We start from the raw sequence: 26,989 nt of genomic DNA on the forward strand, positions 1-26,989 counted from the left end.
GAGAGCAGGTTTCACGAAATGGATTTCGGAGTATTGCCGCCGGAGATCAACTCGGCGCGGATGTATGCGGGCCCGGGTGCGGGGCCGATGATGGCCGTCGCGGCGGCGTGGCATGCGCTGGGCGCCGAACTCGCGACGACGGCAGCGTCCTACGAGTCGGTGATTTCGGCGCTGACCGGTGAGGAGTGGCTGGGTCCGTCGTCGGCGGCGATGGCCGCCGCGGCCGCGCCCTACGTGGCATGGATGAACTCCACCGCTGCCGCCGCCGAACACGCGGCCGCCCAGGCCACGGCATCCGCGGCAGCGTTCGAGGCGGCGTTTGCGATGACGGTGCCGCCGCCGGTGATCGCCGCCAACAGGGCGCAGTTGGCGGCGCTGGTCGCCACCAACTTCCTCGGCCAGAACACCCCGGCAATCGCGGCCACCGAGGCGCACTACGGCGAAATGTGGGCCCAGGATGCGGCCGCCATGTATGGCTACGCGGGCTCCTCGGCGAGCGCCGGGGTACTGCAGCCGTTGTCCTCTCCTGCGCCGACCACCAACCCGGCCGGGCTGGCCGGCCAGGCCGCTGCGGTGTCGGGCGCCGGCACACAGGCACAGCTGTCGCAACTGGTCTCCACGTTGCCCGGCGCGGTGCAAGGGATGGCTTCCCCGCTGGCGGGATCGGGCGGGTCCGGTGGTTTCCTGTCGGATTTCATCAACTCGACGCAGAACATCGGGATTTGGAACACCATCCAGACCTACAGCCAAGCGGCGGGAAACGTCGCAGCGTGGAACATGTTCGGCGGCATCATGGGCGGCATCGGGGCCGCGAAGGCCGAAAATGCGCTGCCTGCGGCCATGGCCATGGGTGCCGGCGAGGCGTCGGGAGGGACGGTCCTGATGGGGACCGTGGGGCCGGTGAGCTTTGGCGGCCTCGCCGGGGCGCCGGTGGCTGCGGGTCTGGGTCAGGCGTCCTCGGTCGGCGGGTTGTCGGTGCCGGCCAGCTGGTCGGCGGCCACCCCGGCGGGCACCGGTTCGGCGACGCTGGCCGGCACCGGATGGACAGCCGCGGCAGAAGAAACCACGTCGGTGGCGGCGGTGCCGGCCGGGATGCCGGCGGTGGCTTCGGCCGGGCGCGGCGGGTTCGGCTTCGGCGCACCGCGTTACGGCTTCAAGCCCACGGTCATGCCGAAATCGGTGGTGGTCTGATCTCCTAACGGCATGATGGGTGAGTGTTCGAGCGATTCACCGATGCGGCTTACCCGCCAGCTGGTAACGGGTCGCCGCCGCCTCGGTGATCGCTCTGCGCTCTGCCAACGTCAACCCCATCCACTGGGCGTACGCGCGCATTTTTGACGAGTCAACGCGTACGGCGCGCCTCCTTGCCATCGAACACACGTTCGTTACTGTGGAGCGTGTTCGAACGCTGCGACGCTGGTCAGGCCGTCTTGTCGGTGCCCTTCTCTAGCGTCATGGCCAATTGACCGACACCGGTCAACCGAACACCGACTACAGGAGAAGCACATGGCACAGGTCCCTGACCGCGAGAAAGCTCTCGAACTGGCGATAGCCCAGATCGATAAGAATTACGGCAAAGGTTCGGTGATGCGCCTCGGTGACGAGGTGCGCCAGCCGATATCGGTCATTCCGACCGGGTCGATCGCACTCGACGTTGCCCTGGGCATCGGCGGCCTGCCCCGTGGCCGTGTCATCGAGATTTACGGCCCGGAGTCCTCGGGTAAGACCACCGTCGCCCTGCACGCGGTGGCCAACGCCCAGGCCGCCGGCGGCATCGCGGCGTTCATCGACGCCGAGCACGCGCTGGACCCCGAGTACGCCAAGAAGCTCGGGGTGGACACCGACTCGCTGCTGGTGTCTCAGCCCGACACCGGTGAGCAGGCGTTGGAGATCGCCGACATGCTGGTCCGCTCCGGCGCACTGGACATCCTGGTCATCGACTCGGTGGCCGCACTGGTGCCACGTGCCGAGATCGAAGGCGAGATGGGCGACAGCCACGTCGGACTGCAGGCCCGGCTGATGAGCCAGGCGCTGCGGAAAATGACTGGCGCACTGAACAATTCGGGTACCACCGCGATCTTCATCAACCAGCTGCGCGAAAAAATCGGGGTAATGTTCGGCTGCGGATCCTGGTACACCAATGTCACGCTGGCCGACGGCTCGACCGAGAAGCTCGGCAAAATCGTGGACCAAAAAATGGATGTCGAGGTCTTGTCCTATGACTTCGAATCCGGACAGATTGTGCCGCGCAGGGTAACCAACTGGTTCAACAACGGCAAAACCGAAGAGTTCCTACACTTCAAAGTTGATCGAGCCGGCGGCGGGTCAGGGCATGGCCAAGCCCGCTTGGCGATGACGCGTAACCATCTCATTCGGACCCCGGGCGGCTGGCGTGAAGCCGAAGAAATCAAAGTCGGTGATCGAGTCATGCTGGCGCAACCGAGTCTGCTCAGTGATCAACAATGGGAAGTTGTGCTGGGTACGTTGATGGGTGACGGATGCCTATCTCCACCAGTGCGACAAGATTCGGAATCTGCCCGGCTCCGTATGGGACACGCAGCGAGGCAGTCGGACTATCTTGACTGGAAAGTCTCGCTGCTGGGGAATATCCCTCACTGCCGCACCAGTAACAGCAAGGGCGCAGTGTTCGCCGACTTCACCCCACTCGCCGAGCTTCACGAGTTGAGGTCCGCGGTGTATTTGGGCGACGGCAAGAAAGTCCTTTCTGAGGAATACCTCAAGGCGCTTACGCCGTTAGCGTTGGCGATCTGGTACATGGACGATGGAACATTCACTGTGCGCTCCAAGGGGCTGCAGCAGCGTACCGAGGGGGGTAGCGGGCGCATCGAGATCCATGTGGAGGCCATGAGCGAGGGATCGCGCGTGCGCCTTCGTGATTACCTTCGCGATACCCATGGGCTCGATGTCCGTTTGCGATACCCAGGTTCGCGGGGCAAGGCAATGCTGGTCTTCTCTACGCAGGCCACTGCCAAATTCCAGGAACTCATCGCGCCGTATGTGCATCCGTCCATGGAATACAAGCTGCTGCCGCGCTTTCGCGGTCAGTTCAACGTGGAACCGCAGTTTGTTGCGCCCACGATGCAACTGATGCCAGCACGTGTTACCGACATCGAGTCGAAGACGAACTATCAGAAGATGGACCGCTTCGACATCGAAGTTGAGGGGTCGCATAACTACTTCGCCGACGGCGTGATGGTGCACAATTCGCCTGAAACGACAACGGGCGGAAAGGCTTTGAAGTTCTATGCCTCAGTTCGCCTGGACGTCAGGCGAATTGAAACCCTTAAGGACGGCACGGACGCGGTCGGTAACCGCACCAGGGTCAAGGTCGTTAAGAACAAGGTGTCTCCGCCGTTCAAGCAGGCGGAGTTCGACATCCTCTACGGCAGGGGCATCAGCCGGGAAGGTTCACTGATCGACATGGGTGTGGACCAGGGCTTCATCCGTAAGTCCGGCTCCTGGTTCACCTACGAAGGTGAGCAGCTCGGCCAGGGCAAGGAGAACGCCCGGAACTTCTTGCTGGAGAACACCGAAGTGGCCCACGAGATCGAGAAGAAGATCAAGGAGAAGCTCGGCATTGGCGCCGTGGTGACCGATGACGAAGTCCTGCCCGCCCCCGTCGACTTCTGACGGAGCGCCGGCCCGCGAGGAGCAGGCGCGGGCATTGTGCCTGCGCCTGCTCACCGCACGGTCGCGCACCCGCGCAGAGCTCGAAGGTCAGCTGGCCAAACGGGGATACCCCGACGACGTCAGCACCCGGGTGCTGGACCGGCTGGCCGACGTCGGCCTGATCAACGACGTCGACTTCGCCGAACAATGGGTGCATTCCCGCCGAACAAATGCCGGAAAAGGCAAGCGGGCGTTGGCTGCTGAGTTGCGCACCAAGGGCGTCGACGACGACGTGATCACCGCGGTGCTCGACGGCATCAAACCCGCCGCCGAACGCGATCGGGCCGAGAAGCTGGTGCGGGCCAGGCTGCGCCGGGAGTCGCTGAACAATGAGGACGAGGACGCACGAGCCACCCGAAGGCTGGTGGCGATGCTGGCGCGCCGTGGCTACAGCCAGACCATGGCGTACGACGTGGTCGGCACAGAATTGGCTGCCGAACGGGAGCGGCGGCGCGTCTAACCTGGCGCCTGTACCACTGGGGCGCCGGGCGCGCCCTCCGGCTCGATGGTTGTGGCCTCCAGCGGTGGACGGCGGGTGCGGCGCAGCCGCTGTTCGATGCCGAAGGCGACGCTCGACAGCGCCATGTTGACGGCAATCATCAACGCGGCGATAACCGCCAGTGCCGGAAGAAAATTGCCGTACTGCGAGCCGACTACCGTGCCCTGACGCACCATCTCGACGAACGTGATCTGATATCCGATCGCCGTGTCCTTGAGCACCACCACGAGTTGCGACACCAGCACCGGCAGCATCGCGGTGACGGCCTGGGGAAGGAGCACCAGGCGCATGGTTTGGGTCCAGCGCAACCCGAGCGCCGCAGCGGCCTCCGACTGACCGCGCGGCAGCGTGTTCACTCCCGCCCGCACGATTTCGGCGATTACCGCGCCATTGTAGAGCGTCAACCCGGTCACCACTCCGGCGAGCGCCAGCTGCCGACCCGGAACGACGTCGTAAGCCGCATAGCAAAAGTAGGCGAAGATCATCAGGATCAGCACCGGGATGGCGCGGAAGAATTCCACCACGACCGCGCACGGCCACCGGATCGCCGAGACGGTCGACAACCGGCCCACCCCGAGCACGGCGCCGAGACCCAGTGCCAGCACAATCGACCAGGCCGCCGCCGTCAGCGTGCCCCGAACACCCGGCAGCACATAGGTTTTCCAGAGGTTCGCAGTCAGAAACGGCGTCCACTTCGCGGCCTCGAACTGCCCCTTGGCGTCCAGTCGGCAATACACCACCCAAAGCAGCAGCGCCGCAACCACAATCGTGACCACCGACAGCATCCGGTTGCGGAGCCGTCCGCGCGGGCCGGGTGCGTCGAACAGCACCGACGCGCCCGTCACCGCGCCACCGCCCAGCGTTTGCCCAGCCAGCCGAACAGCAGCCCCAGCGGCAGCGTCAGCACGACGAACCCGATCGCGAAGATGACGCCCACCTCGATCAGCGCTGCGGTGTTCTCGATCATCGACTTCATCAGCAGCGCCGCCTCGCCGACCCCGATCGCCGATGCGATCGTCGTGTTCTTGGTCAGCGCGATCAGCACCGAGCCCAGCGGAACGATGACCGCGCGAAAAGCCTGCGGCAGCAAGATGAGTCGCAGGTTCTGGCCGAACGTCAACCCCAGCGACCGCGCAGCCTCGGCCTGCCCCAACGGCACGGTGTTGACACCGGCCCGCACCGACTCGCACACGAACGATGCGGTGTAGACGGTGAATCCGAGCACTGCCAGTCGAAAATTGCTGTCGTCGATCGACGTCGGCGATGCCGAATCAGCCAGCGTCATACCCAATGTCTGGGACAGCCCGAACGAACAGAACAGAATGATCAGCGTCAGCGGGGTGTTGCGGACCAGGTTCACGTAGACACCGCCGATGCAGTTCAGCACCGGCACCGGTGCCAGCCGCATCGCGGCCAGCGCGGTCCCGAGTATCAGTGCGCCACCAGCCGACAGCAGACTCAGTTCCAGGGTGACCCAGAACGCCGAAAAGATCTGCGAGCGATACTCGTCGAACATGATCAATACCGATCGACCGCGGGTGGTTTCGGCACCGCAAGACCGGACGCCCCAAAGTTCTTCTCGAACGCCGCTTTCCACGACCCGTCGTGCTCCATCTTCTCGATCGCGTCGTCGATCTTGTTGCGCAGCGTCGTGTCGTCCTTCTTCAACCCGATTCCGTATTTCTCGACCGAAAACGGCTTACCGACCAGTTTGAAGGCGCCGGGGCTCTGTGCGGCAAAGCCCGCCAAGATCACGTCGTCGGTGCTAACGGCGTCCACTGCGCTGTTTTTGAGCGCTTCGACGCACGCCGAATACGTGTCGTAGCGCTGCAACTGCACACCGCTATACCGGTCCTTGATCAACTGCGCCGCTGTCGAACCCGCGACCGAGCACAGCTTCTTATTGCGCGCCAGCGACTGCGGACCGGTGATCCCGGTTTCGCCGGCGCGCACCAGCAAGCTCTGGCCGGCAACCAGATACGGGCCGGCGAAGCCGACCTTCTTCTTGCGGGCCTCGGTGATCGAGTAGTTGGCGACGACGTAGTCGACCTGCCCGTTGCGGATCAGCATCTCCCGTTGCCCGGCCGGGGCTTCGACCCACACGATGTCGTCGGCCGAGTAGCCGAGCTGCCGGGCGACGTAGCGCGCCACGTCGACGTCGAACCCGCTCATCGTCCCGTCCGGGTTCTTCAGCCCCAGCCCCGGCTGGTCGAACTTCACCCCGATCACGAGCTTGCCGCCCTGCCCGCCGCCGCATCCCGCAGCCAACACCGCCACCGCGAGCGCAACCAAGACAAGCCGCAGCATGGTGACCTTCTAGTGGTTGAGGATCTTCCCGAGGAAGTCTCTCGCACGCTCGGTCGCAGGGTGCTCGAAAAACGCAGCCGGTTCGGTGTCCTCGACGATCGCTCCGTCGGCCATGAAGACGACGCGGTCGGCGGCGTGCCGCGCGAAGCCCATCTCGTGGGTGACCACCAGCATCGTCATGCCGTCGCCGGCCAGCGCGGTCATCACCGCCAGCACCTCGGAGATCATCTCCGGATCCAGCGCGCTGGTCGGCTCGTCGAACAGCATCACCTTGGGGTTCATCGCCAGTGACCGCGCGATCGCCACCCGCTGCTGCTGACCGCCCGACAGCTGCGCGGGGTGCTTGTCGGCCTGATCGGCCACTCCGACACGCTCCAGCAGGGCCATCGCGGTGTCCCGCGCCTCGGCCTTCGACACCTTGCGGACCTTCATCGGGGCCAGCATCACGTTGGCCAGCACCGTCTTGTGCGCGAACAGGTTGAACGACTGGAACACCATGCCCACATCGGAGCGCAGCCGTGCCAACGCGCGGCCTTCGGCGGGCAGCTCGACGCCGTCGATCACGATGGTGCCGGAGTCGACGGTCTCGAGCCGATTGATCACGCGGCACAGCGTCGACTTGCCCGATCCGGACGGACCCAGCACCACGACCACCTGCCCGCGACCGACGTCCAGGTCGACATCGCAGAGCACATGCTGACCGCCGAAATACTTGTTGACCCCGCGCAACGAGATCATCGGCCCGGTGGCCTCCATGCGCTGTGACCTTACTGGTCGCCGTACCATGGCCCCGTGACTTCGACGGCGCTAGCAGGACGGACCTACCAGGTCCGCACCTACGGCTGCCAGATGAACGTCCACGATTCGGAGCGCCTCGCCGGGCTGCTGGAAGCCGCCGGCTACCACCGGGCACCCGACGGGGCCGACGCCGATGTCGTCGTCTTCAACACCTGCGCGGTGCGCGAAAACGCCGACAACAAGCTCTACGGCAACCTCAGCCACTTGGCGCCGCGCAAGCGGACCAACCCGGACATGCAGATCGCCGTCGGCGGCTGCCTGGCGCAAAAGGACCGCGACACCGTGCTGCGCAAGGCGCCCTGGGTCGACGTCGTCTTCGGCACCCACAACATCGGATCGCTGCCCACGCTGCTCGACCGGGCCCGGCACAACCGCGCCGCGCAGGTGGAGATCGCCGAGGCGCTGCAGGAGTTCCCGTCGAATCTGCCCACCGCCCGCGAATCCGCCTATGCCGCTTGGGTTTCCATCTCGGTGGGGTGCAACAACAGCTGCACGTTCTGCATCGTGCCGTCGCTGCGCGGCAAGGAGGTCGACCGCAGCCCGGCCGACATCCTGGCCGAAATCCGATCGTTGGTCGCCGACGGCGTGGTGGAAATCACGTTGCTGGGCCAGAACGTCAACGCCTACGGGGTCTCGTTCGCCGACCCGGCCCTGCCGCGCAACCGCGGTGCGTTCGCCGAACTGCTGCGCGAATGCGGACGCGTCGACGGGCTGGAACGGGTGCGGTTCACCTCACCGCATCCGGCCGAGTTCACCGACGACGTCATCGAGGCGATGGCGGAAACCCCGAATGTCTGCCCGGCCCTGCACATGCCGCTGCAATCCGGCTCCGACCGGGTGCTCAAGGCCATGCGGCGGTCCTACCGCGCCGAGCGCTACCTCGGCATCATCGACCGGGTCCGGGCGGCCATGCCGCACGCCGCGATCACCACCGACCTGATCGTCGGGTTTCCCGGCGAAACCGAGGAGGACTTCGCGGCCACACTCGACGTGGTGCGACGGGCCCGGTTCTCCGCCGCGTTCACCTTCCAGTACTCCAAGCGTCCCGGCACCCCGGCCGCCGAGCTCGACGGGCAGCTGCCCAAAGCCGTCGTGCAGGAGCGCTACGAGCGCCTCGTCGCACTGCAGGAGCAGATCTCACTCGAGGAGAACCGCGCGCAGATCGGGCGCACCGTCGAGCTGCTGGTCGCCACCGGGGAGGGCCGCAAGGACGACCGCACCGCGCGGATGAGCGGCCGCGCCCGCGACGGCCGGCTGGTGCACTTCGCGCCCGGAAATGCCGGCCCGCGTCCCGGCGACGTCGTCACCACGGTGGTGACCGACGCCGCACCGCATCACCTGATCGCCGACGGACAGCTTGTCACCCACCGCCGTACCCGCGCGGGTGACGCCCACGAAAGTGCCCCGCGGGGAGTGGGTTTGGGAATGCCGGCGGTGCGACGATGAACGCCAAAAACGACGGCGACTTCGACGCCTTCCGCGACGACATCGAAGCGGCTGAGCGCCGCATCGCCCGCGAAATCGAGCCCGGCGCAAGGGCTTTGGTGGTCTCCATCCTGGTATTCGTGCTGCTGGCGTCGTTCATCCTGCCGCACACCGGCGACGTGCGCGGCTGGGACGTGTTGTTCGGCAGTCACGGCTCCGCCGACGCCGCGGTGGCGCTGCCATCGCGGGTGTTCGCCTGGCTCGCACTGGTATTCGGTGTCGGCTTTTCGATGCTCGCGCTGCTGACCCGCCGCTGGGCGCTGGCCTGGGTGGCGCTGGCCGGCTCCGCGCTGGCCAGCGGTGTCGGCCTGCTGGCGGTGTGGTCACGGCAGACGGTGTCGGCGGGACACCCCGGCCCGGGCATCGGCCTCATCGTGGCGTGGATCACCGTGATGGCGTTGACTTTTCACTGGACTCGGGTGGTGTGGTCGCGCACGATCGTGCAGCTCGCCGCCGAAGAGCAGCGCCGCCGCGCCGCTGCGCAGAAACAGTCCCGGACGCTGCTGGAAACTCTGGACGACGACGAGACCGAGTAGCGCTTAGGATTTCAGCGCTTCGGCCGCCGCATCGGCCCACTGCCGCCACTGCTCGGCGTTGGCTTTGGCCTCCTCGGCCTCTTTCTCGCGCCCGGCCGCCTCGGCCTTGGCGGCCTGGCGTTCGAACTGCTCGGCACGGGCCTTGAATTGCTCGGCGCGCGCCTGCGCCTGCGGATCGGCCCAGTCCGACTCGCCGGCCTCGCGCACCTTCTTCTCCACGGCGCGCAGCCGTCGCTCCAACTCGGCCGCGCGCTCCCGCGGCACCTTGCCGATCGCATCCCACTTCTCGGCGATCGTCCGCAGCGCTGCCCGGGCGGCCTCCAGATTGGAGGTGTCGATCTTTTCCGCCTCGGCCAGCAACGCCTCTTTGGCGGTGGCGTTGGCCCGCAGCTCGGCGTCGCGTTCGGCCGTCGCCGCGTTGCGCGCCTTGAAGAAAGTGTCCTGCGCGGCCTTGAAGCGGCGCCAGAGCGCGTCGTCGACGTCGCGCGCCGCCCTGCCCGCGCCCTTCCATTCGGTGAGCAGCTTGCGAAACTCGGCGCTCGTGGCGCTCCACTCGGTGGACTCGGACAGCTCTTCGGCCCGCTCGCACAGCCGCTCCTTGACCTCGCGGGCGCCGGCGCGCTCGCGGTCAAGCTCGGCGAAATGCGATCCGCGCCGCCGGTTGAACGTCTCCCGGGCCGCCGAATAGCGCTTCCACAGCGCGTCGTCGGTCTTGCGGTCCAGCCCGCTGATCGTCTTCCACTCGTCGAGAATCGCGCGCAGCCGATCCCCGGCGGCTTTCCACTGCGTCGAGTTGGCGGCCAGCTCCTCGGCTTCGGCCGCCAGCGCCTCCTTGCGGGCGGTCTGGGCGGCGCGGTGCTCCTCGCGGCGGGCGCGTTCCGCGGCGGCGACGGCGTCGGCGTGGTCGGCGATGGCGGCCAGCCGGGCGGCCAGCGCGTCGACGTCACCGAGCACACTCGCCGTCGGCAACGTCTCGGCCAGCGCAGCGGCGGTGGCTTTGATCTTGCGGGCGTCGCCGGTGCCCGACGCCAGCCGCTCCTCCATCAGCGCGACCTCGGTGCTCAGGTCGTCGAACCGCCGCCCGAAATGGGCGAATGCGGCCTCCGGGTCGCCGGCCTGCCAGGAGCCGATCACCCGCTCGCCGGAGGAGCTGATCAGCCACACGGTGCCGTCGGGGTCGACGCGGCCGAACCTGTGCGGATCGGTGGCCAGCGGCGCAATCACGGGATGCGGAGACGGTCGCGGGGTGGGTCGGGGACCGGGACGCGGCCCTGGCCGGGGCACCGGCCTGGATTCGTTGCTGCGTGGCTCGTCGGCCATCTACCGTCACCTACCCCTTCGCGCGGGCTCATCCCGCGCACCTGCCGCGCATTGCGGCGCCGCCTGCCATACCTCCCGGAGATATCCCTAGGGGTTCCCCATCAGTATTGAAGCAGCTTGGTGGACGCCGCACCCCCACCTTTTCGTTGCCGGCCCATGACACAGTGGGTGTACCCACCAGCCCGACGAGGGGATACCCATGGCAGATGCAGACATCGCCAGTCTGCTTGCCCTGGGTGCGGCGCTGTTCATCGCGATAGGCGACGTCCTTCACCAGCGCTCGGCGCACGAGGTCACCGACGAACCCGTCGGCAACATCGGCCTGTTCGCCAAATTACTGCGCGATCGGCGCTGGTGGCTGGGCAGCCTGATATCGGCGGGGGGCTTCGCGTTGCAGGCCGCCGCGCTCGGCTTGGGTTCGGTGCTGTTGGTGCAGGCGCTGCTGGTCAGCTCCCTGCTGTTTGCGCTGCTGGTCAGCGCGCGGCTATCCCGTCGCGCGGTGACCCGCTGGGAGTGGGTGTGGGCGGCGCTGCTGGCGGGCGCGGTGGCGGTGATCGTCACGGTCGGCAACCCGCAGGCCGGGCAGTCGCGGGCGTCGTGGCAGACCTGGGCGTGGGTGGCCGCCGTGCTGGGGCCAGCGTTGGTGGCTTGTGTGCTCGGCGCCCGGGCGATCGGCGGCCGGGTGGCGGCGGTCCTGCTCGCCATCGTGTCGGGTTCGCTGTGGGGCCTGTTCGCGGTGCTCACCAAGGGCGTCGTCGGCCAGATTCCGCACGGCGTCGGCGAGCTGCTGCGGACCCCCGAGCTCTACGCATGGGGGCTGGTCGCGCTGGCCGGCACCAGCTGGCAGCAGTCGGCATTCCGGGCCGGCGCGCTGACCGCGTCGCTGCCGACGATGACGGTCACCGAGCCGGTCGTCGGGGCCGTGCTCGGCGTCGTCGTGCTCGGCGAGACGCTGCACACCGGGCGGGCCGGATTCGTCGCCCTGGCGGCCGCGGTGGTCGTGATGGCTGCGGCCACGGTCGCGCTCGCCTACAGCGAGGCTGCCGCGACAGCGCCCCAGTCCGCTTAGTTATCAAGGCGCACAACGGATTTCGCTACAGCGACACGCCCGGGCCGCGAATACCGCCCAGTGCCAGCGACTTTTGTGACACTGGCAGACAACAGCAAGCCGCACACCGCGAGGGGGTCCACCCATCACGTATGTCGATATCGCGGCGGCGCTTGCGCTGGTCGCAGCACTGATCTCCGGGGTCGGGGACGTGATCCGCCAGCGCTCCGCGCAGGAGATCACCGACGAACCGGTCGGCCACGTCGAGTTGTTCCGCATGTCGCTGCGCGACACCCGCTGGTGGGTGGGCGGCGTCGCGGCCGCCGCCAGTTTCGGTCTGCAGGCCGTGGCACTGGCCCTGGGGTCGGTGGTGCTGGTGCAGGCGCTGCAGGTGACGGCGCTGCTGTTCGCGCTCCCGATCAACGCGCGGCTGACCGGCCAGCCGGTGACCCGCCGGGAGTGGATGTGGGCGGTGCTGCTGGCCGGCGCGGTGGCCGTCTTCGTGACCGTCGGCGATCCGGCTGCGGGCTATCAGCGCGCCTCGCTGGGCAGCTGGGCGGTGGTGGCCGCGGTGCTGGGCCCGGCGCTGGTGGTGTGCGTGCTCGCGGCGCGAGTATGCGCTGGCCCGGTCGCTGCGGCGCTGCTGGCGGTGGTGTCGGCCTCGTCGTGGGCGCTGTTCGCGGTACTGACCAAGGGTGTCGTCGACGTCCTGCCGAACGGCGTCGGGGCCCTGCTGCGGGCGCCGGAGCTTTACGCGTGGATCGCGGTCGCGTTGATTGGCACGGTGTTTCAGCAGTCGTCGTTTCGGGCCAGCGCCCTGACTGCCTCGTTGCCGACGATGACGGTGGCAGAGCCGGTGGTGGCCTCGGTGCTGGGGGTCACGCTGCTCGGCGAGACGCTCGACGCCGACGGCCCCGAGATGCTTGCCCTGGCGGCGTCGGTGGTCGTGGTGGTCGTGGCGACGGTCGCGCTGGCCCGCGGCGAGGCCGCGACCATGGCGGGCAGCGACGAAGCGCCGACCCGAACCGCTGGCCTCGCAGACGCCCCGGCAGTGGCGGCGGCCAGCGCCCCACTCGGCCCGACGCAATAGAGTGGCAGCAATGTGGAGGACCGATCTAGCAGCGCTGATCGCGCTGTGCGCCGCGCTGGCATCCGCGTTCGGGGATGTGATTCGTCAGCGCTCGGCGCAGGAGATCACCGACAAGCAGGTCGGCCACCTCGAGCTGTTCGGCATGTCGTTGCGCGACCCCCGCTGGTGGCTGGGCGGTATGGGCGCCGTCGCCAACTACGCGCTGCAGGCCGGGGCGCTGGCGTTGGCTTCGGTGATGTTGGTGACGTCCCTGCAGGTGACGGCGCTGCTGTTCGCCCTGCCGATCTACGCGCGGTTCACCGGCCACCGGGTCACCCGCTGGGAGTGGATGTGGGCGGCGGTGCTGGCGGTGGCGCTGGCCGTGGTCGTCATCGTCGGGGACCCGACCGTCGGCCATTCGCGGGCGTCGTTCGAAACGTGGATCGTGGTCGCGATCGTGATGGGCCCGGCTCTGGTCTTGTGCGTGCTGGGAGCGCGGATCTGGTCCGGCGGTCCCACGTCGGCGGTGCTGCTGGCGGTGGTGGCGGGTTCGTCGCTGGCGTTGTTCGCGGTGCTGACCAAGGGTGTCGTCGAGGTGCTCGAAGGCGGCTTCGGGGCGGTGCTGCGGACACCCGAGTTCTACGCCTGGATACCGTCTGCGCTGGCCGGCATGATCTTTCAGCAGTCGGCGTTTAGAGCGGGCGCGCTGACCGCGTCGCTGCCGACGATCACCGTGGCCAAGCCCGTCGTGGCCTCGGCGCTCGGTGTCACCGTGCTCGGCGAGTCCCTGCGGATCGACGGCGCCGAAGGCTTCGTGCTGACCGCGGCCGTCGCGATGGTCATCGTCGCGACGGTGGCGCTGGCCCGCGGCGAGGCCGCCACCATTGCCGCCGGCGCCGGCCGGGACGTGACGAGCGCTCGCGAGTCCACGGCGTCCGTGGGGCGCTAACGTGCTGGGCGCTATTGCGATCATTCCGTCGGCGCCGGTGCTGGTCCCCCAGCTGGCCGGGGCCGCGGCCGTCGAGGTGGCCGACGTCCGGGCGGCGGTGATCGCCGCGGCCGCCGCGCTGCCCCCGCGGTGGGTTGCGGTCGGAGTGGGCGCGACGGACGCCGTGTTCGGCCCGGAAAGTGTCGGCACGTTCGCGGGTTTCGGCGCCGACGTTCCGGTGCTGTTGGGGCCCGACGCTGCCGGCGCGCCAACCGAGTTGCCCCTGTGCGCGTTGTTCACCGGCTGGGTGCGCGGGCAGGCGCAGCCCGACGCGCGCGCCCAGGTGCGGGTCTACTCCGCCGGTCTCGGCGCCGACGCGGCGCGGGATTGCGGACGGCAACTGCGGGCCGAGCTCGAGCAGGCAGCCGACCCGGTCGGCGTGCTGGTCCTCGCCGACGGCGCCAACACCCTGACCGCCGCTGCGCCCGGCGGCCACCACCCCGACGACGTCGACGTCCAGCGTGCGCTCGACGAGGCGCTGGCCACCGGCGACCTCGCCGCGTTGGGTGCGTTGCCGGAGCGGGTCGTCGGCCGGGTGGCGTTCCAGGTGCTGGCGGGCCTCGCCGAGCCGGCGCCGCGATCGGCCAAGGAGCTCTACCGCGGGGCGCCCTACGGGGTGGGCTACTTCGCCGGCGTCTGGCAGCCGTGAGGCCGCTGGCGATCGTCGGGCCGACAGGCACCGGCAAATCGCAGTTGGCGCTGGACGTCGCCGAGCGGCTCGGCGGGCAGATCGTGAACGCCGACGCGATGCAGCTCTACCGCGGAATGGACATCGGCACCGCGAAACTGCCTGTGGCACAACGCCGCGGCATCCCGCACCATCAGCTCGACGTCCTCGACGTCAGGCAAACCGCGACCGTCGCCCGCTACCAGCAGGCGGCCGCCGCCGACGTCGAGGCCGTGATGGCCGGGGGAGCGGTGCCGGTCATCGTCGGCGGGTCGATGCTCTACGTCCAGTCGCTGCTCGACGACTGGTCGTTCCCCGCGACCGACCCGGCGGTGCGAGCCCGCTGGGAGCAGCGGCTGGCCGAGGTCGGAGTGGCCTCGTTGCATGCCGAGCTCGCGGGCCGCGATCCCGCCGCGGCCGCGTCGATCCTGCCGTCGGACGGCCGGCGCATCGTGCGGGCGCTGGAGGTGCTGGAGCTCACCGGGCAGCCGTTCGCGGCGTCGGCGCCGGACATCGGTACACCTCGATGGGACACCGCGATCATCGGATTGGATTGCGACACAGAGCTTCTCGACGAGCGACTGGCCCGGCGCACCGACGCGATGTTCGAGCAGGGCCTGGTCGGCGAAGTCGTCGAGTTACTGGACTGCGGGCTGCGCGACGGCGTCACAGCGTCCCGGGCACTGGGCTACGCGCAGGTGATCGCCGACCTCGACGCGGGCGGCAGCGGCGATGGTGCGCGGGAACCGACGTTCGTCGCGACCCGCCGCTATGTGCGACGGCAGCGGTCCTGGTTTCGCCGCGACCACCGCATCCACTGGCTCGACGCGACCGCCGGCACCGTCGACGACGCGATACGGGCCTGGCGGCACGTATCCTGAGCTGGTGAATTTCGCCAAGGGCCACGGCACGCAGAACGATTTCGTGCTGTTGCCCGACGTGCACGCCGAGCTGGCGCTGAGCCCGGCGGCCGTTGCCGCGTTGTGCGACCGGCGCCGCGGGCTCGGCGCCGACGGGGTGCTGCGGGTCACCACCGCCGGCGCCGCGCTGGCGGCCGGAGTGCTCGATCGGCTGCCCGACGGCGTCGACGCCGGCGACTGGTACATGGACTACCGCAACGCCGACGGCTCGGTCGCCCAGATGTGCGGCAACGGCGTCCGGGTGTTCGCGCATTACCTGCGGGTCAGCGGGCTGGAGTCGCGCGACGACTTCGTCGTCGGATCGTTGGCCGGCCCGCGGCCCGTGAGAATGCACCACGTCGGCCCGGTCTACGCCGACGTCACCGTCGACATGGGCAAGGCCAACCGGCTCGGCACCGGGGAAGCCGTCGTCGGTGGTCACCGGTTCGCGGGCATCGCGGTCGACGTCGGCAACCCGCACCTGGCGTGCGTGGACGCCGACCTGACCGCCGAATCCTTGGCTGCGCTGGATGTCGCCGCGCCGGTGAGCTTCGACACCGCCCAGTTCCCGGACGGCGTCAACGTCGAAGTGCTGACGGCGCCCGCCGACGGCGCGGTCACCATGCGGGTGCACGAGCGCGGGGTGGGCGAAACCCGCTCGTGCGGCACCGGGACCGTCGCCGCCGCCGTCGCCGCGCTGGCCCACACCGGCCTGGCCACCGGCACGCTGACCGTCCGGGTGCCCGGCGGCGAGGTCGTCGTCACCGTCACCGAGGCCACCAGCTACCTGCGCGGGCCGTCGGTGCTGGTGGCCCGCGGCGACCTCAGCGAGGAATGGTGGCGTGCCGAGCAGCGTTAATTGGGATGCGTGCCGCCGTCGAAGCGGGCACCATCGTTATTACCTATGACTGAATTTCCCGAACTCACGCCCAGCGCTGGCGAATTGGCGCTCGACGACCGCTCGGCGCTGCGACGTGTCGCCGGGCTGTCCACCGAACTCGCCGACATCTCCGAGGTCGAGTACCGCCAGCTGCGCCTGGAGCGGGTCGTGCTCGTCGGCGTGTGGACCGACGGCAGCGCCGCCGACGCCGAGGCCAGCCTCGCCGAGTTGGCCGCGCTGGCCGAAACCGCCGGTTCCCAGGTGCTCGAAGGCATGATCCAGCGCCGCGACAAGCCTGACGCGTCGACCTACATCGGCTCGGGCAAGGCCCAGGAGCTGCGCGAGGTGGTGCTGGCGACCGGCGCGGACACGGTGATCTGCGACGGCGAGCTGTCCCCGGCGCAGCTGACCGCGCTGGAGAAGGCCGTCAAGGTCAAGGTCGTCGACCGCACCGCGCTGATCCTCGACATCTTCGCCCAGCACGCCACAAGTCGTGAAGGCAAGGCGCAGGTGACGCTGGCGCAGATGGAATACATGCTGCCGCGGCTGCGCGGCTGGGGTGAGTCGATGTCCCGGCAGGCCGGTGGCCGCGCCGGCGGCAGCGGCGGCGGAGTGGGTCTGCGTGGCCCCGGTGAGACGAAGATCGAAACCGACCGGCGCCGTATCCGCGAGCGAATGTCGCGGCTGCGCCGTGAGATCAAGGCGATGAAGCAGGTCCGCGACACTCAGCGCAGCCGCCGGCTGCACAGCGACGTGCCGTCCATCGCGATCGTCGGCTACACCAACGCCGGCAAGTCCAGCTTGCTCAACGCGCTGACCGGCGCCGGGGTGCTGGTGCAGGACGCGCTGTTCGCCACGCTCGAACCCACCACGCGCCGTGGACAATTCGACGACGGACGGCCGTTCGTGGTCAGCGACACGGTCGGTTTCGTGCGGCATCTGCCCACCCAGCTGGTCGAGGCGTTCCGCTCGACGCTGGAAGAGGTCGTCGACGCCGACCTGCTGGTGCATGTGGTCGACGGCTCCGACGTCAACCCGCTGGCCCAGATCAACGCAGTGCGCCAGGTGATCTCCGAGGTGATCGCCGACCATCACGGCAACCCCGCGCCGGAGCTGATCGTGGTCAACAAAGTCGACGCCGCAAGCGATTTGGCGCTGGCCAAGCTGCGCCGCGCACTGCCGGGCGCGCTGTTCGTCTCCGCGCGCACCGGAGAGGGCATCGACGCGCTGCGCCGGCGGATGGCCGAGCTGGCCGCCCCCACAGACACTGCCGTCGACGTCGTGATCCCGTACGACCGTGGCGATCTGGTGTCGCGCGTGCACGCCGACGGGCGGGTGCAGCAGACCGAGCACAACAGCGACGGCACCCGCATCAGGGCCCGCGTTCCGGTGGCGCTGGCCGCCAGTCTGCGGGAATTCTCGGCAAACGGCGATCAATCAGACGTATAGCATTGTGCTGGAATAACTTTCGCCTGCGTGGGGATGGGCGGACGAGCAGATCCCAAACATGCGGTATGCTGTGAGCCGAACGTTGGTGTCACGAGGAATGACGCCAATACGTCGTGGAACGCCCCAGTGCATCCGCACAAGCTCTTCTCGCGGCGATCGATTTTGCCGACCGGCAATCTCGCCCCCTGTGTGCGCTTGCGCCGCTTGACATCTCGTCGCGGCAGCTCGCACAACCAATGCCTGAAAGGCACTCAAGCAATGACGACATCCTTCGCCGATCTCGGCGTGCCCACACCACTTGTCCAGGCGCTCGCCGCCCGTGGTGTCACGACGCCGTTTCCGATTCAGGCCAACACCCTTGCCGACACACTGGCCGGCCGTGACGTGCTTGGCCGCGGCAAAACCGGCAGCGGCAAGACCCTGGCCTTCTCGCTTCCGCTGGTGAGCCGGCTCGCCGACGCCACGCGACGCCCGTCGCGCCCCTCAGGCCTGGTGCTGGCGCCGACGCGCGAACTGGCCACCCAGATCTGCGAGGCGCTCGAACCGCTGGCCGCGGCCTACGGGCTGAAGGTCACCACGATCTTCGGTGGCATCCCGCAGGCCCGCCAGGTGGCCGCGCTCAAGAGCGGTGTCGACATCGTGGTGGCCTGCCCCGGACGGCTCGAAGACCTGATGAAACAGCGTCTGGTCAGCCTGGACGCCGTCGAGATCACTGTGCTCGACGAGGCCGACCACATGGCGGACCTCGGCTTTTTGCCCGGCGTCACCCGCATCCTGGCGGCGACCCCGGCCGGCGGCCAGCGGCTGCTGTTCTCCGCGACGCTGGACAACGGCGTGGACAAGCTGGTCAAACGTTTCCTGCGCCACCCGGTGTCGCACTCCGTCGACGAGGTCAGCGCGCCGCCGGCGGCGATGACCCACCACGTGTTCCACGTCTCCGGCGCCGGCGACAAAAAGGAACTCGTGCACCGGCTGGCCTCCGGCGCCGGCCGCCGCATCCTGTTCATGCGAACCAAGCACCAAGCCCGCAAGCTCGCCAGGCAGCTCACCGAATCCGGCGTGCCCGCGGTCGACCTGCACGGCAACCTGTCCCAGCCTGCGCGGGACCGCAACCTCGCCGCGTTCGCCGCGGGGCGGGCGCGCGTCCTGGTCGCCACCGACATCGCCGCGCGCGGTATGCACGTCGACGACGTCGAGCTGGTGGTGCACGTCGATCCGCCCGCGGAGCACAAGGCGTACCTGCACCGATCCGGTCGCACGGCACGGGCCGGCAGCGCGGGCGACGTGGTCACCGTCGTGCTGCCCGAGCAGCGCGACGACACCCGGCGATTGCTGCGCAAGGCCGGAATCACCGTGACGCCGCAGCTGGTGGCGCCCGACTCGGCGCCGGTGCGGGCACTCGCCGGCGAGCTCGCGCCGCTTCGCCGTCCGGCCGGCCATGACCACCCGGTTGGGCGTTCCCGCCAGCAGCGACGCGGTCCCGGCGGACAAAGTCCCCGGCAGCACAGCCGCCGCAGGGCCCGTCGTCCCCAACAGATCACCGGCTGACGCCCGGCGGCAAGCCCGCCGCCGCCGACCAACCGCCCGGTTGGTATATGTTGGGCGGCAGAGTCCCCATTCGCCGGAGGTTGATCCATGGGTAGCGCCGTCAAATATGAGCGCACGCTGTTCGAGCCCGAGCATGACCTGTTCCGCGAGGCCTACCGCGCCTTTCTGGACCGCCACGTCGCGCCCTTCCACGACGAGTGGGAGAAAGCCAAGATCGTCGACCGCGGGGTGTGGCTGGAGGCCGGTAAGCAGGGCTTCCTGGGCATGGCGGTGCCCGAGGAGTACGGCGGCGGCGGCAACCCCGACTTCCGTTACAACACGATCATCACCGAGGAGACCACCCGGGGCCGCTACAGCGGCATCGGCTTCGGGCTGCACAACGACGTCGTCGCGCCGTATCTGCTGCGGTTGTGCAACGACGAGCAGAAGCAGCGCTGGCTGCCGAAGTTCTGCACGGGGGAGCTGATCACCGCGATCGCGATGACCGAGCCCGGCACCGGCAGCGACCTGCAGGGCATCAAGACCCGCGCGGTCAAAGAGGGCGACCACTACGTGCTCAACGGCTCCAAGACGTTCATCACCAACGGCATCAACTCAGACCTGGTGATCGTGGTGGCCCAGACCGACCCCGACAAAGGCGCGCAAGGCTTTTCGCTGCTGGTCGTCGAACGCGGCATGGAGGGATTCGAGCGCGGCCGGCATCTGGACAAGATCGGCCTGGACGCCCAGGACACCGCAGAGTTGTCGTTCACCGACGTGCACGTGCCCGCGGAAAACCTGCTCGGGCAGGAGGGCATGGGCTTCATCTACCTGATGCAGAACCTGCCGCAGGAGCGCATCTCGATCGCGATCATGGCGGCCACCGCGATGGAGACCGTGCTCGAGCAGACCGTGCAATACACCAAGGAGCGCAAGGCTTTTGGCCGGCCGATCGGCAGCTTCCAGAACAGCCGGTTCCTGCTGGCCGAGTTGGCCACCGAGGCCACCGTGGTGCGGATGATGGTCGACGAGTTCATCCGGCTGCACTTGGAGGAGAAGCTGACCGCCGAGCAGGCCGCGATGGCCAAGTGGTACTCCACCGAAAAGCAGGTGCACCTGATCGACCGTTGCCTGCAGTTGCACGGCGGCTACGGCTACATGCGCGAATACCCCATCGCCCGGGCCTATCTCGACGCGCGGGTGCAGACCATCTACGGCGGCACCACCGAGATCATGAAGGAGATCATCGGCCGCGGCCTCGGCGTCTAGCCTTCGTTGTAGCCGTCGTGGGCCCGGTGGGCCCGCTCGAGCAGTTCCATCAGCTCGTCGGATTCCCGGATTCGCGCGCGGTATTTCATTGGCAGCGCTTTGATCTGGTCCTCTTCGCCCACTAGCCGGGAGAAGATCTTCTCCCGCTCGACCGGATCGACCTCGTAGTGGCGGTCCAGGTACTCCGTCGCGTGCCGGCGGGCGTTGGCGACGGTGTTCTGCACCCGGCCGCGCTCCGAGGTCAGCGACGCCACGGTCGTGATCACCAGGATGACGACGATCACCGTCAGCGAGACGGTGGTGCTGACCTCGCCGACCGGAACGGGCTTGCCGCCGTTGATGAATGGGACGTTGTTCTCGTGCAGCGCCTGCAGCATCAGCTTGACGCCGATGAAGCCCAGAATGCCCGCCAAGCCGTAGGACAGGTAGATCAAGCGGTCCAGCAGACCGTCGATCAAAAAGTACAGCTGCCGAAGACCCAAGAGCGAGAACGCCGTAGCGCTGAAGATCAGGTAGACGTTCTGAGTCAGACCGAACAACGCCGGGATCGAGTCGAAGGCGAACAACAAGTCGCTGCCGCCGACCGCGACCATCACCAGCAGCATCGGCGTCATCACCCGCTTGCCGTTTTCGACGATGAACAACCGGTCGCCGTCGTAGCGATCGGACGTGCGCAGGAAACGCTTGGCAATACGGATGACCGCAAGGTCCGCGGTACGTCCCTCCGACGCCGTCGGCCTGGCGAGGTTGCCCGCGGTGATCAGCAGGACGACACCGAAAAGGTAGAACGCCCAACCGAACAGGGTGATGAACGCGGCGCCCAGGAAGATGAATCCGGTGCGCGCCACCATCGCGACCACGATGCCGAACAACAGCACTTTCTGCTGGGCGGCCCGCGGTACGGCGAAACTACCGATGATCACCAAAAAGACGAACAGGTTGTCGACGGAAAGCGCTTCGTTACTCAAGTAACAGGCGAAATATTCGACGCCCATCGTGACGTCACCGAAGATCATCACGGCGACGCCGAAAAGCATTGCGATTCCCAGATAGGACGCCGACCAGACGGCGGCCTCAGGTAGCGTCGGCGCGTGCGATTTACGCACATGGAAGAAATAGTCGAACGCCGTCAGGCCGATGAGTATGACGATGGTCAGGGTCCAGACCAGCGCGGAAACACCCATGTCAGATGCTTTTCCTCCTGTGGCGTTCCGCGCTGAGCCCTTCCGGCACGGTAACGCACCCCTCGTGAATGTGCAGCGCACCGACCGCGACACCGACGCAGTCGGGCATCATTTCGACATCGGCTGGATATCTGTTTCCGTAATGTCTGCGATATGACTTCGCAATTCTCGTTGCGCTGGCGCAAAGTAGTGGAGCCCCGCGACGATGCGGGCTTTGGAGGTGTGGTGAGACGGCAGCAACGGCGATTCGGCGCGGCGGTGCGGCATGTGACGCTCGGTGTGGCGGCAGTGGCGTTGGGCGCTTTCCTGGTGATGCCCACTGCGGCGGCGTCTCCGGAAAGCGACGCCGACGACGCGATCACCGCCGCCTGGGAGGCAGCCGGCGGCGAGAACTCCGACCTCGGCGCCAAGCAGGGCGACGTCTACGCCGTCGGCGCCGGGTTCGCCCAAGACTTCGAGCACGGCAAGATCTTCTTCACGCCGCAGACGGGTGCGCGGTCGATATATGGCGCGGTGCTCGACAAATACCAGTCGCTGGGCGGACCCGCGGGCAGCGACCTTGGCTTCCCGACCATCGACGAGGTGCCGGGCCTGGCCGGACCCGACAGCAGGGTCAGCACGTTTTCGGCCAGCGACAAGCCGGTGATCTTCTGGACACCCGAGCACGGCGCGTTCGTGGTGCGCGGCGCGATGAACGCGGCCTGGGACAAGCTGGGTAGCTCCGGCGGCGTGCTCGGCGTGCCGGTCGGCGACGAAACCTACGACGGCGAAGTCGCCACCCAACCGTTCAGCGGCGGCAAAGTCTCCTGGAACCGGCTGACCAAGACGTTCACCACAACCCCGCCGGAGCTGGCGCAGCAGCTCGCGGACCTGCAGGTCCCGATCGACCCGAGCGCGGCCATCAACATGGCCTGGCGCGCGGCCGGCGGGGAGTCCGGTCCGCTGGGCGCCAAACAGGGTGGGCAGTACCCGATCGGCGACGACGGGCTGGCCCAGAACTTCGCCGGCGGCAAGGTTTTCTTCAGCCCCGCCACCGGCGCCAACGCCGTCGAAAGCGACATCCTGGCCAAATACGAGTCGCTGGGCGGGCCGGCCGGCAGCGACCTGGGTTTCCCCACCGCCAACGAGGCCGACGGCGGGATCAAGCCGGCCAGTCGAATCAGCACGTTCTCGGCCAGCGACAAGCCGGTGATCTTCTGGACGTCCGACCACGGCGCGTTCGTGGTGCGCGGCGCCATGAAGGCTGCCTGGGACAAACTCGGCGGCGCCACCGGCAAGCTCGGCGCGCCGGTGGGCGACCAGAGCGTGGACCGCGACGTGGTCAGCCAAAAGTTCACCGGCGGCAAGATCGCCTGGGACCGCGCGAAGAACACCTTCAGCACCGAGCCGGCGAACCTGGCGTCGTCGCTGTCCGGCCTGCAGATACCCGGACAGAACGCGCCGGCCGGTCCGGCACGGCCCGCCGGCACCGGCGCCGGCGCCGGCCCCGGGCATGCGTGGCACTGGTGGTGGCTGCTGGCCATCATTCCGGTGCTGCTGCTGATCGGACTGGTTGCGCTGGTCGCCCGCGGGTGGCAGCGGCGGCGGCGCCGCGCTGCCCCGCGCGTCGCGGCGTTCGAGCCCGAACCCCAACCCGACACGGAGGCCGGCTATGACAGCGCCCCGGAGCCGGATCGGCGCTGGGCCGCCGACGCCGAAGGCGAGCCCGCCACGTCGCCGTTCTCGCGCGCCTACCCGGAACCTGCGGAGCCGTCGCCGATGGCCGAGGCCGGCCGCCCAGACGCCGGCTGGATGCCCAGAGCCGGCACCGACGTGGCCGAGGGCCTGGTGACGGAGGAAACGCCCAGCGCCGCAACCCCTTCCGAGTTCGGCCAGGACGTGGAGGAGGACGAGGACCCCGACGCCGTGGACACGGCGCCGACGCGGATTCCCACCGAGAGCGAGCTGCGCTCGGGCCGGCATGCAGCCGCCGACGGAGACACCGAGGAACCCGGCGGGCCTGCCCACCCGGCGATCCACCTTCCGCTGGACGACCCGGACGAGGCGCCGGAGGGCTACCCGGTCAAGGGTAACGCCAGCTTCGGCCTGTACTACACGCCCGACAGTGCGCTCTACGCCGACGCGTTCGCCGAAATCTGGTTCGCCAGTGAGGAAATCGCGCAGGTCAACGGTTTCACCCGGGCGGAGTAGCCGCCTTAGACCTTGCGGATGACGGTGACGACCTTGCCGAGCACGGCGGCGTCGTTTCCGGGGATGGGATCGAACGCCGGGTTGTGCGGCATCAACCAGATCTGGCCGCCGGTGCGCTTGAACGTCTTGACGGTGGCCTCGCCGTCGATCATCGCCGCGACGATGTCGCCGTTGTCGGCGACGTTCTGCTGACGCACCACCACCCAGTCACCGTCGCAGATCGCGGCGTCGACCATCGAGTCGCCGACCACCCGCAGCAGAAACAGCGCGCCCTCGCCGACCAGTTCGCGCGGCAGCGGAAAGACGTCCTCGACGGCCTCCTCGGCGAGGATCGGCCCGCCGGCCGCGATGCGCCCCAACACTGGCACAAAAGTTGGCTCCGGCAAGGCATCCGAGCCTGACACGTCGGTGAGCACCGTGGGCCCGGCGGTCTCGTCGGCGCCGCGGACGTCGACCGCGCGCGGCCGATTCGGGTCCCGGCGCAGATAGCCCTTGCGCTCCAGGGTGCGCAGCTGGTGCGCCACCGAGGACGTGGACGTCAGTCCGACCGCGTCCCCGATTTCCCTGATGCTCGGCGGGTAGCCGCGGCTGGTGACCGAGGCGCGGATGACGTCCAGGATGGTGCGCTGTCGCTCGGTCAGGCCGGAATCCGTGGATCGACGGCTGGTACCCGGGGTATCGCTGCGCTCGCTCATAGGAACGAATGTAGACCCAATCACGCCGAAGCTCAAACATGTGTTCGAGGCGTGTCGCCCGCTCGCCGGGAGCTTGTCGGTGGCCCGGGTTACCGTCCGAGTCGCAATGCAACAATTCGATCACACGTTCGGAATTCGAACGCACTATCGATTACAGTTCGAACAGGCGATCGATACGGCATCGACGGAAGGGGCACCACATGACTATCATCGAGACAATCCGGCCGGACCTGCCGCGCCGAGCTCGGCCGATGCGGGTTGGCCCCGCCGGCCAGCGTGACCGGCGGCCACGCGGTCCGCGGCCGTCGCGGCCGGCCGTCGCGCCGCCGCACTACCGGGGCACCGGCGTGTCGATGTCCGTTGCGCCGCACCGGCCGCGGTCGATCACGCCGGCAACCACGGTGGCGCTGGCCCTGCTCGCCGCGCTCATCACGGTGTGGCTCGGGATCGTCGCCCAGTTCGGCGCGGCGGTGCAGGGGGGTGCCGCGGGCCAGGTGCCCGACCGGCTCGCCGTGGTGCGGGTCGAGCCGGGGGAGACGCTCTCGCATCTGGCCGCACGGGTGGCGCCGGACGCACCCGCCGGGCAGGTGGCCGAGCGGATCCGGCAACTCAACGGCCTCGAAACCGCGTCGGTGGCGGCGGGTCAGACCCTGATCGCGCCGGTGGGCTGACAGCGCCGTGCACGGCAGCACGACGCTGGGCCTATCTGGTCGCGCGCGGGTACGCTCGGGATGTTCTGAGGTACCCGGCTATCAGCGCGGCGAAGGAGCGGCCATGCACTGTCCGTTCTGTCGTCACCCGGATTCCAGGGTGGTCGACTCCCGGGAAACCGACGAAGGTCAGGCCATCCGGCGCCGCAGGTCATGTCCCGAGTGCGGGCGGCGGTTCACCACCGTCGAAACCGCGGTCCTCGCGGTGGTCAAGCGCAGCGGGGTCACCGAGCCATTCAGCCGGGAGAAGGTCATCAGCGGCGTGCGCCGGGCCTGCCAGGGCCGCCAGGTCGACGACGACGCGCTGAACCTGCTGGCCCAGCAGGTCGAAGACACCGTCCGCGCCAAGGGATCGCCGGAGGTGCCCAGCCACGAGGTCGGCCTGGCGATCCTGGGGCCGCTGCGCGAACTCGACGAGGTGGCATACCTGCGGTTCGCCTCGGTGTACCGGTCCTTTTCCTCCGCAGACGATTTCGAGCGCGAGATCGAGGCGCTGCGCGCGCATCGCAAGGTTTCGGCGCCCGGCTGAGCTTGCTGGTGGCGACCCGTTGCGGCCGGCTTCGCCGACCTTGCGATCGCCGCTAGGCTTCGTGCATGCCGCCCGACTTGCATCCCGACCTGAAAGAGCTTGCGCCGCTGCTAGGCACCTGGACGGGCCGGGGGTCGGGGAAATATCCGACCATCGAGCCGTTCGACTATCTCGAGGAAGTCGTGTTCGGCCATGTCGGCAAGCCGTTTCTCGCCTACGGGCAAAAGACCAAGGCCGCTGCCGATGGCAAGCCTCTGCACGCCGAAACGGGATACCTGCGAGTGCCGCAACCCGGTCATGTCGAGCTGGTGCTGGCCCACCCCAGCGGGATCACCGAGATCGAGGTCGGCACCTACACCGCGGACGGCGACGTCATCGACATCGAGCTGACCGCATCGACGATCGGCCTGACACCCACCGCCAAAGAGGTGACGGCGCTTGGCCGCCGCTTCCGCGTCGACGGCGACGAGCTGTCATATTCGGTGCAGATGGGGGCGGTCGGCCAGCCATTGCAGAACCACCTCAGCGCGGTGCTGCGCCGTAGCGACTAGACGAAGTGCGTGACGCCGTCGTCGACCACCCGACCGGCAACGCGAACCCATCCCTCCGGGTGCCAGGTTGTCTCGATCACCGATCCCTTGCCTTGGACGATGGTCAGGTCGCGGCTCAGGTAGTCGGTGATGCGTACCGCCGCCGACCCGGTCGCTTCGTCCTCGGGGACGCCCAGGCCGGGCGCAAACATCCTGGCGCGCAACGATCCCGCCGCCTCGTCGGTCCAGGCCCACAGGTAGTGGCCGATGTCGTCGGGAAAGTCGGCGGGGTCGGCGGAGGCCAGCTCGTCCAGCGACTCGAGATCGTGGATCGCCATTTCGGGAGCCCATTCCGAGCGGGCGTGGATGGCGGTGACGTCGTCGTCGTAGCTCACCTGCACGATGCCGGCCGGCAGTTGCAGGGTACGGATCGGCGTGCCCCGCTGGCGCAGCCACCACGACAGTCCCACCGACGGGTGTCCGGCGAACGCGAGCTCGCTCATCGGCGTGTAGATACGGGCATGCGCGGTCGTCAACCCGGGCGCGGGCAGGTCAACGAATATCGTTTCGCTGTAACCCAATTGGCGTGACAGCCGCTGCCGGTCGTGGACATTAACGCTGCCGGCATCGATGACACCGAGCGGATTGCCGAAATTGCCGGCCGAGTCGGTGAAAACGCGCAACACCGTCACGTCGATGCTCATGGGGTGAGCCTACGAC

At 68.4% G+C, this 26,989-nt stretch carries 26 protein-coding genes; 18 read left to right on the forward strand and 8 right to left on the reverse strand.

Features of this window, described 5'->3' with window-relative positions; all coding sequences use genetic code 11:
- Window positions 1-18 precede the first annotated feature (18 nt).
- From MFM001_RS17470 to recX, 3 genes are all read left to right on the forward strand, one after another.
- Window positions 19-1,191, forward strand: coding sequence for a PPE family protein (locus tag MFM001_RS17470; RefSeq protein ID WP_116376532.1), 1,173 nt, complete (start codon window positions 19-21; stop codon window positions 1,189-1,191).
- A 315-nt stretch (window positions 1,192-1,506) separates the two neighbouring features.
- The gene (gene recA, locus MFM001_RS17480; protein ID WP_116376533.1) at window positions 1,507-3,651 is read left to right on the forward strand and encodes an intein-containing recombinase RecA; all 2,145 of its coding nucleotides are present in this window, start codon (window positions 1,507-1,509) and stop codon (window positions 3,649-3,651) included.
- Window positions 3,617-4,150 carry a recombination regulator RecX gene (recX, locus tag MFM001_RS17485; protein ID WP_116376534.1) on the forward strand — a complete coding sequence of 178 codons (534 nt, stop codon included), beginning with the start codon at window positions 3,617-3,619 and terminating at the stop codon, window positions 4,148-4,150. Before recA ends, recX begins: the two co-directional genes overlap by 35 nt.
- On the opposite strand, the gene MFM001_RS17490 is transcribed toward recX, so the two are convergent.
- The 4 genes from MFM001_RS17490 to MFM001_RS17505 are packed head-to-tail and all read right to left on the reverse strand — an operon-like array spanning window position 4,147 to window position 7,234.
- Entirely contained in the window at window positions 4,147-4,974 is an 828-nt protein-coding gene (locus tag MFM001_RS17490) for an amino acid ABC transporter permease (protein ID WP_192886980.1), read from the reverse strand. The genes recX and MFM001_RS17490 overlap by 4 nt on opposite strands.
- Before the next feature lie 56 nt (window positions 4,975-5,030).
- A complete protein-coding gene (locus tag MFM001_RS17495) occupies window positions 5,031-5,711 on the reverse strand; it encodes an amino acid ABC transporter permease (RefSeq protein ID WP_116376536.1) in 681 nt (226 codons plus the stop codon).
- Window positions 5,708-6,496: a glutamate ABC transporter substrate-binding protein gene (locus MFM001_RS17500; RefSeq protein ID WP_116376537.1), complete on the reverse strand. Its 789-nt coding sequence runs from the start codon at window positions 6,494-6,496 to the stop codon at window positions 5,708-5,710. Before MFM001_RS17500 ends, MFM001_RS17495 begins: the two co-directional genes overlap by 4 nt.
- Window positions 6,497-6,505: 9 nt before the next feature.
- Entirely contained in the window at window positions 6,506-7,234 is a 729-nt protein-coding gene (locus tag MFM001_RS17505) for an amino acid ABC transporter ATP-binding protein (protein WP_192886981.1), read from the reverse strand.
- A 54-nt stretch (window positions 7,235-7,288) separates the two neighbouring features.
- On the opposite strand from MFM001_RS17505, the gene miaB reads away from it, so the two are divergent.
- Together miaB and MFM001_RS17515 are read left to right on the forward strand one after the other, a co-directional pair.
- The gene (gene miaB / locus MFM001_RS17510; RefSeq protein ID WP_116376539.1) at window positions 7,289-8,740 is read left to right on the forward strand and encodes a tRNA (N6-isopentenyl adenosine(37)-C2)-methylthiotransferase MiaB; all 1,452 of its coding nucleotides are present in this window, start codon (window positions 7,289-7,291) and stop codon (window positions 8,738-8,740) included.
- A complete protein-coding gene (locus MFM001_RS17515) occupies window positions 8,737-9,315 on the forward strand; it encodes a hypothetical protein (RefSeq protein WP_116376540.1) in 579 nt (192 codons plus the stop codon). The genes miaB and MFM001_RS17515 overlap by 4 nt, the downstream gene beginning before the upstream one ends.
- Before the next feature lie 3 nt (window positions 9,316-9,318).
- Here MFM001_RS17515 and MFM001_RS17520 read toward each other — a convergent pair whose 3' ends face one another.
- A complete protein-coding gene (locus MFM001_RS17520) occupies window positions 9,319-10,635 on the reverse strand; it encodes a DUF349 domain-containing protein (RefSeq protein WP_116376541.1) in 1,317 nt (438 codons plus the stop codon).
- A gap of 199 nt (window positions 10,636-10,834) precedes the next feature.
- Here MFM001_RS17520 and MFM001_RS17525 point away from each other — a divergent pair, with 199 nt between their 5' ends.
- From MFM001_RS17525 to MFM001_RS17565, 9 genes are all read left to right on the forward strand, one after another.
- Window positions 10,835-11,704: a DMT family transporter gene (locus tag MFM001_RS17525; protein WP_116376542.1), complete on the forward strand. Its 870-nt coding sequence runs from the start codon at window positions 10,835-10,837 to the stop codon at window positions 11,702-11,704.
- 124 nt (window positions 11,705-11,828) lie between these two features.
- Complete coding sequence (locus MFM001_RS17530; RefSeq protein WP_192886983.1) at window positions 11,829-12,773, forward strand: DMT family transporter; 945 nt, start codon at window positions 11,829-11,831, stop codon at window positions 12,771-12,773.
- A 10-nt stretch (window positions 12,774-12,783) separates the two neighbouring features.
- Window positions 12,784-13,701 (forward strand): DMT family transporter, encoded by a 918-nt coding sequence (locus tag MFM001_RS17535; RefSeq protein WP_116376543.1) that lies wholly within the window; start codon window positions 12,784-12,786, stop codon window positions 13,699-13,701.
- 1 nt (window position 13,702) lies between these two features.
- Window positions 13,703-14,389: a hypothetical protein gene (locus tag MFM001_RS17540; protein WP_116376544.1), complete on the forward strand. Its 687-nt coding sequence runs from the start codon at window positions 13,703-13,705 to the stop codon at window positions 14,387-14,389.
- Window positions 14,386-15,288 carry a tRNA (adenosine(37)-N6)-dimethylallyltransferase MiaA gene (gene miaA / locus MFM001_RS17545; RefSeq protein ID WP_116376545.1) on the forward strand — a complete coding sequence of 301 codons (903 nt, stop codon included), beginning with the start codon at window positions 14,386-14,388 and terminating at the stop codon, window positions 15,286-15,288. Before MFM001_RS17540 ends, miaA begins: the two co-directional genes overlap by 4 nt.
- A 4-nt stretch (window positions 15,289-15,292) precedes the next feature.
- The gene (gene dapF / locus MFM001_RS17550) at window positions 15,293-16,165 is read left to right on the forward strand and encodes a diaminopimelate epimerase (RefSeq protein WP_116376546.1); all 873 of its coding nucleotides are present in this window, start codon (window positions 15,293-15,295) and stop codon (window positions 16,163-16,165) included.
- Window positions 16,166-16,210: 45 nt separating this feature from the next.
- Window positions 16,211-17,635 carry a GTPase HflX gene (gene hflX / locus MFM001_RS17555; RefSeq protein ID WP_116376547.1) on the forward strand — a complete coding sequence of 475 codons (1,425 nt, stop codon included), beginning with the start codon at window positions 16,211-16,213 and terminating at the stop codon, window positions 17,633-17,635.
- A 258-nt stretch (window positions 17,636-17,893) separates the two neighbouring features.
- Complete coding sequence (locus tag MFM001_RS17560) at window positions 17,894-19,183, forward strand: DEAD/DEAH box helicase (protein ID WP_116376548.1); 1,290 nt, start codon at window positions 17,894-17,896, stop codon at window positions 19,181-19,183.
- 87 nt (window positions 19,184-19,270) lie between these two features.
- Complete coding sequence (locus MFM001_RS17565) at window positions 19,271-20,431, forward strand: acyl-CoA dehydrogenase family protein (RefSeq protein ID WP_116376549.1); 1,161 nt, start codon at window positions 19,271-19,273, stop codon at window positions 20,429-20,431.
- Here the strand turns inward: MFM001_RS17565 and MFM001_RS17570 are convergent.
- On the reverse strand, window positions 20,428-21,615 hold the full coding sequence (locus tag MFM001_RS17570) for a TerC/Alx family metal homeostasis membrane protein (RefSeq protein ID WP_116376550.1): 1,188 nt from the start codon (window positions 21,613-21,615) through the stop codon (window positions 20,428-20,430). The two genes, MFM001_RS17565 and MFM001_RS17570, sit on opposite strands and share 4 nt — an antisense overlap.
- 312 nt (window positions 21,616-21,927) lie before the next feature.
- On the opposite strand from MFM001_RS17570, the gene MFM001_RS17575 reads away from it, so the two are divergent.
- Window positions 21,928-23,805 (forward strand): hypothetical protein, encoded by a 1,878-nt coding sequence (locus MFM001_RS17575; RefSeq protein WP_238159271.1) that lies wholly within the window; start codon window positions 21,928-21,930, stop codon window positions 23,803-23,805.
- 5 nt (window positions 23,806-23,810) lie between these two features.
- Here the strand turns inward: MFM001_RS17575 and lexA are convergent, their stop codons facing one another.
- Complete coding sequence (gene lexA / locus MFM001_RS17580) at window positions 23,811-24,500, reverse strand: transcriptional repressor LexA (RefSeq protein ID WP_116376552.1); 690 nt, start codon at window positions 24,498-24,500, stop codon at window positions 23,811-23,813.
- A gap of 200 nt (window positions 24,501-24,700) precedes the next feature.
- Between lexA and MFM001_RS17585 the strand changes: the two genes are divergently transcribed.
- The 3 genes from MFM001_RS17585 (at window position 24,701) to MFM001_RS17595 (ending at window position 26,290) form a co-directional block, all read left to right on the forward strand.
- Window positions 24,701-25,171: a LysM peptidoglycan-binding domain-containing protein gene (locus MFM001_RS17585; RefSeq protein WP_116376553.1), complete on the forward strand. Its 471-nt coding sequence runs from the start codon at window positions 24,701-24,703 to the stop codon at window positions 25,169-25,171.
- Window positions 25,172-25,274: 103 nt separating this feature from the next.
- Complete coding sequence (nrdR, locus tag MFM001_RS17590; protein WP_045382293.1) at window positions 25,275-25,739, forward strand: transcriptional regulator NrdR; 465 nt, start codon at window positions 25,275-25,277, stop codon at window positions 25,737-25,739.
- Between the two features lie 65 nt (window positions 25,740-25,804).
- Window positions 25,805-26,290: a peroxynitrite isomerase gene (locus MFM001_RS17595; RefSeq protein ID WP_116376554.1), complete on the forward strand. Its 486-nt coding sequence runs from the start codon at window positions 25,805-25,807 to the stop codon at window positions 26,288-26,290.
- On the opposite strand, the gene MFM001_RS17600 is transcribed toward MFM001_RS17595, so the two are convergent.
- Entirely contained in the window at window positions 26,287-26,973 is a 687-nt protein-coding gene (locus MFM001_RS17600) for a PhzF family phenazine biosynthesis protein (RefSeq protein WP_116376555.1), read from the reverse strand. The two genes, MFM001_RS17595 and MFM001_RS17600, sit on opposite strands and share 4 nt — an antisense overlap.
- Between the last annotated feature and the right edge of the window lie 16 nt (window positions 26,974-26,989).

Origin of the sequence: Mycobacterium sp. MFM001 (assembly GCF_003402475.1) — a bacterium.
Lineage (GTDB): Bacteria > Actinomycetota > Actinomycetes > Mycobacteriales > Mycobacteriaceae > Mycobacterium.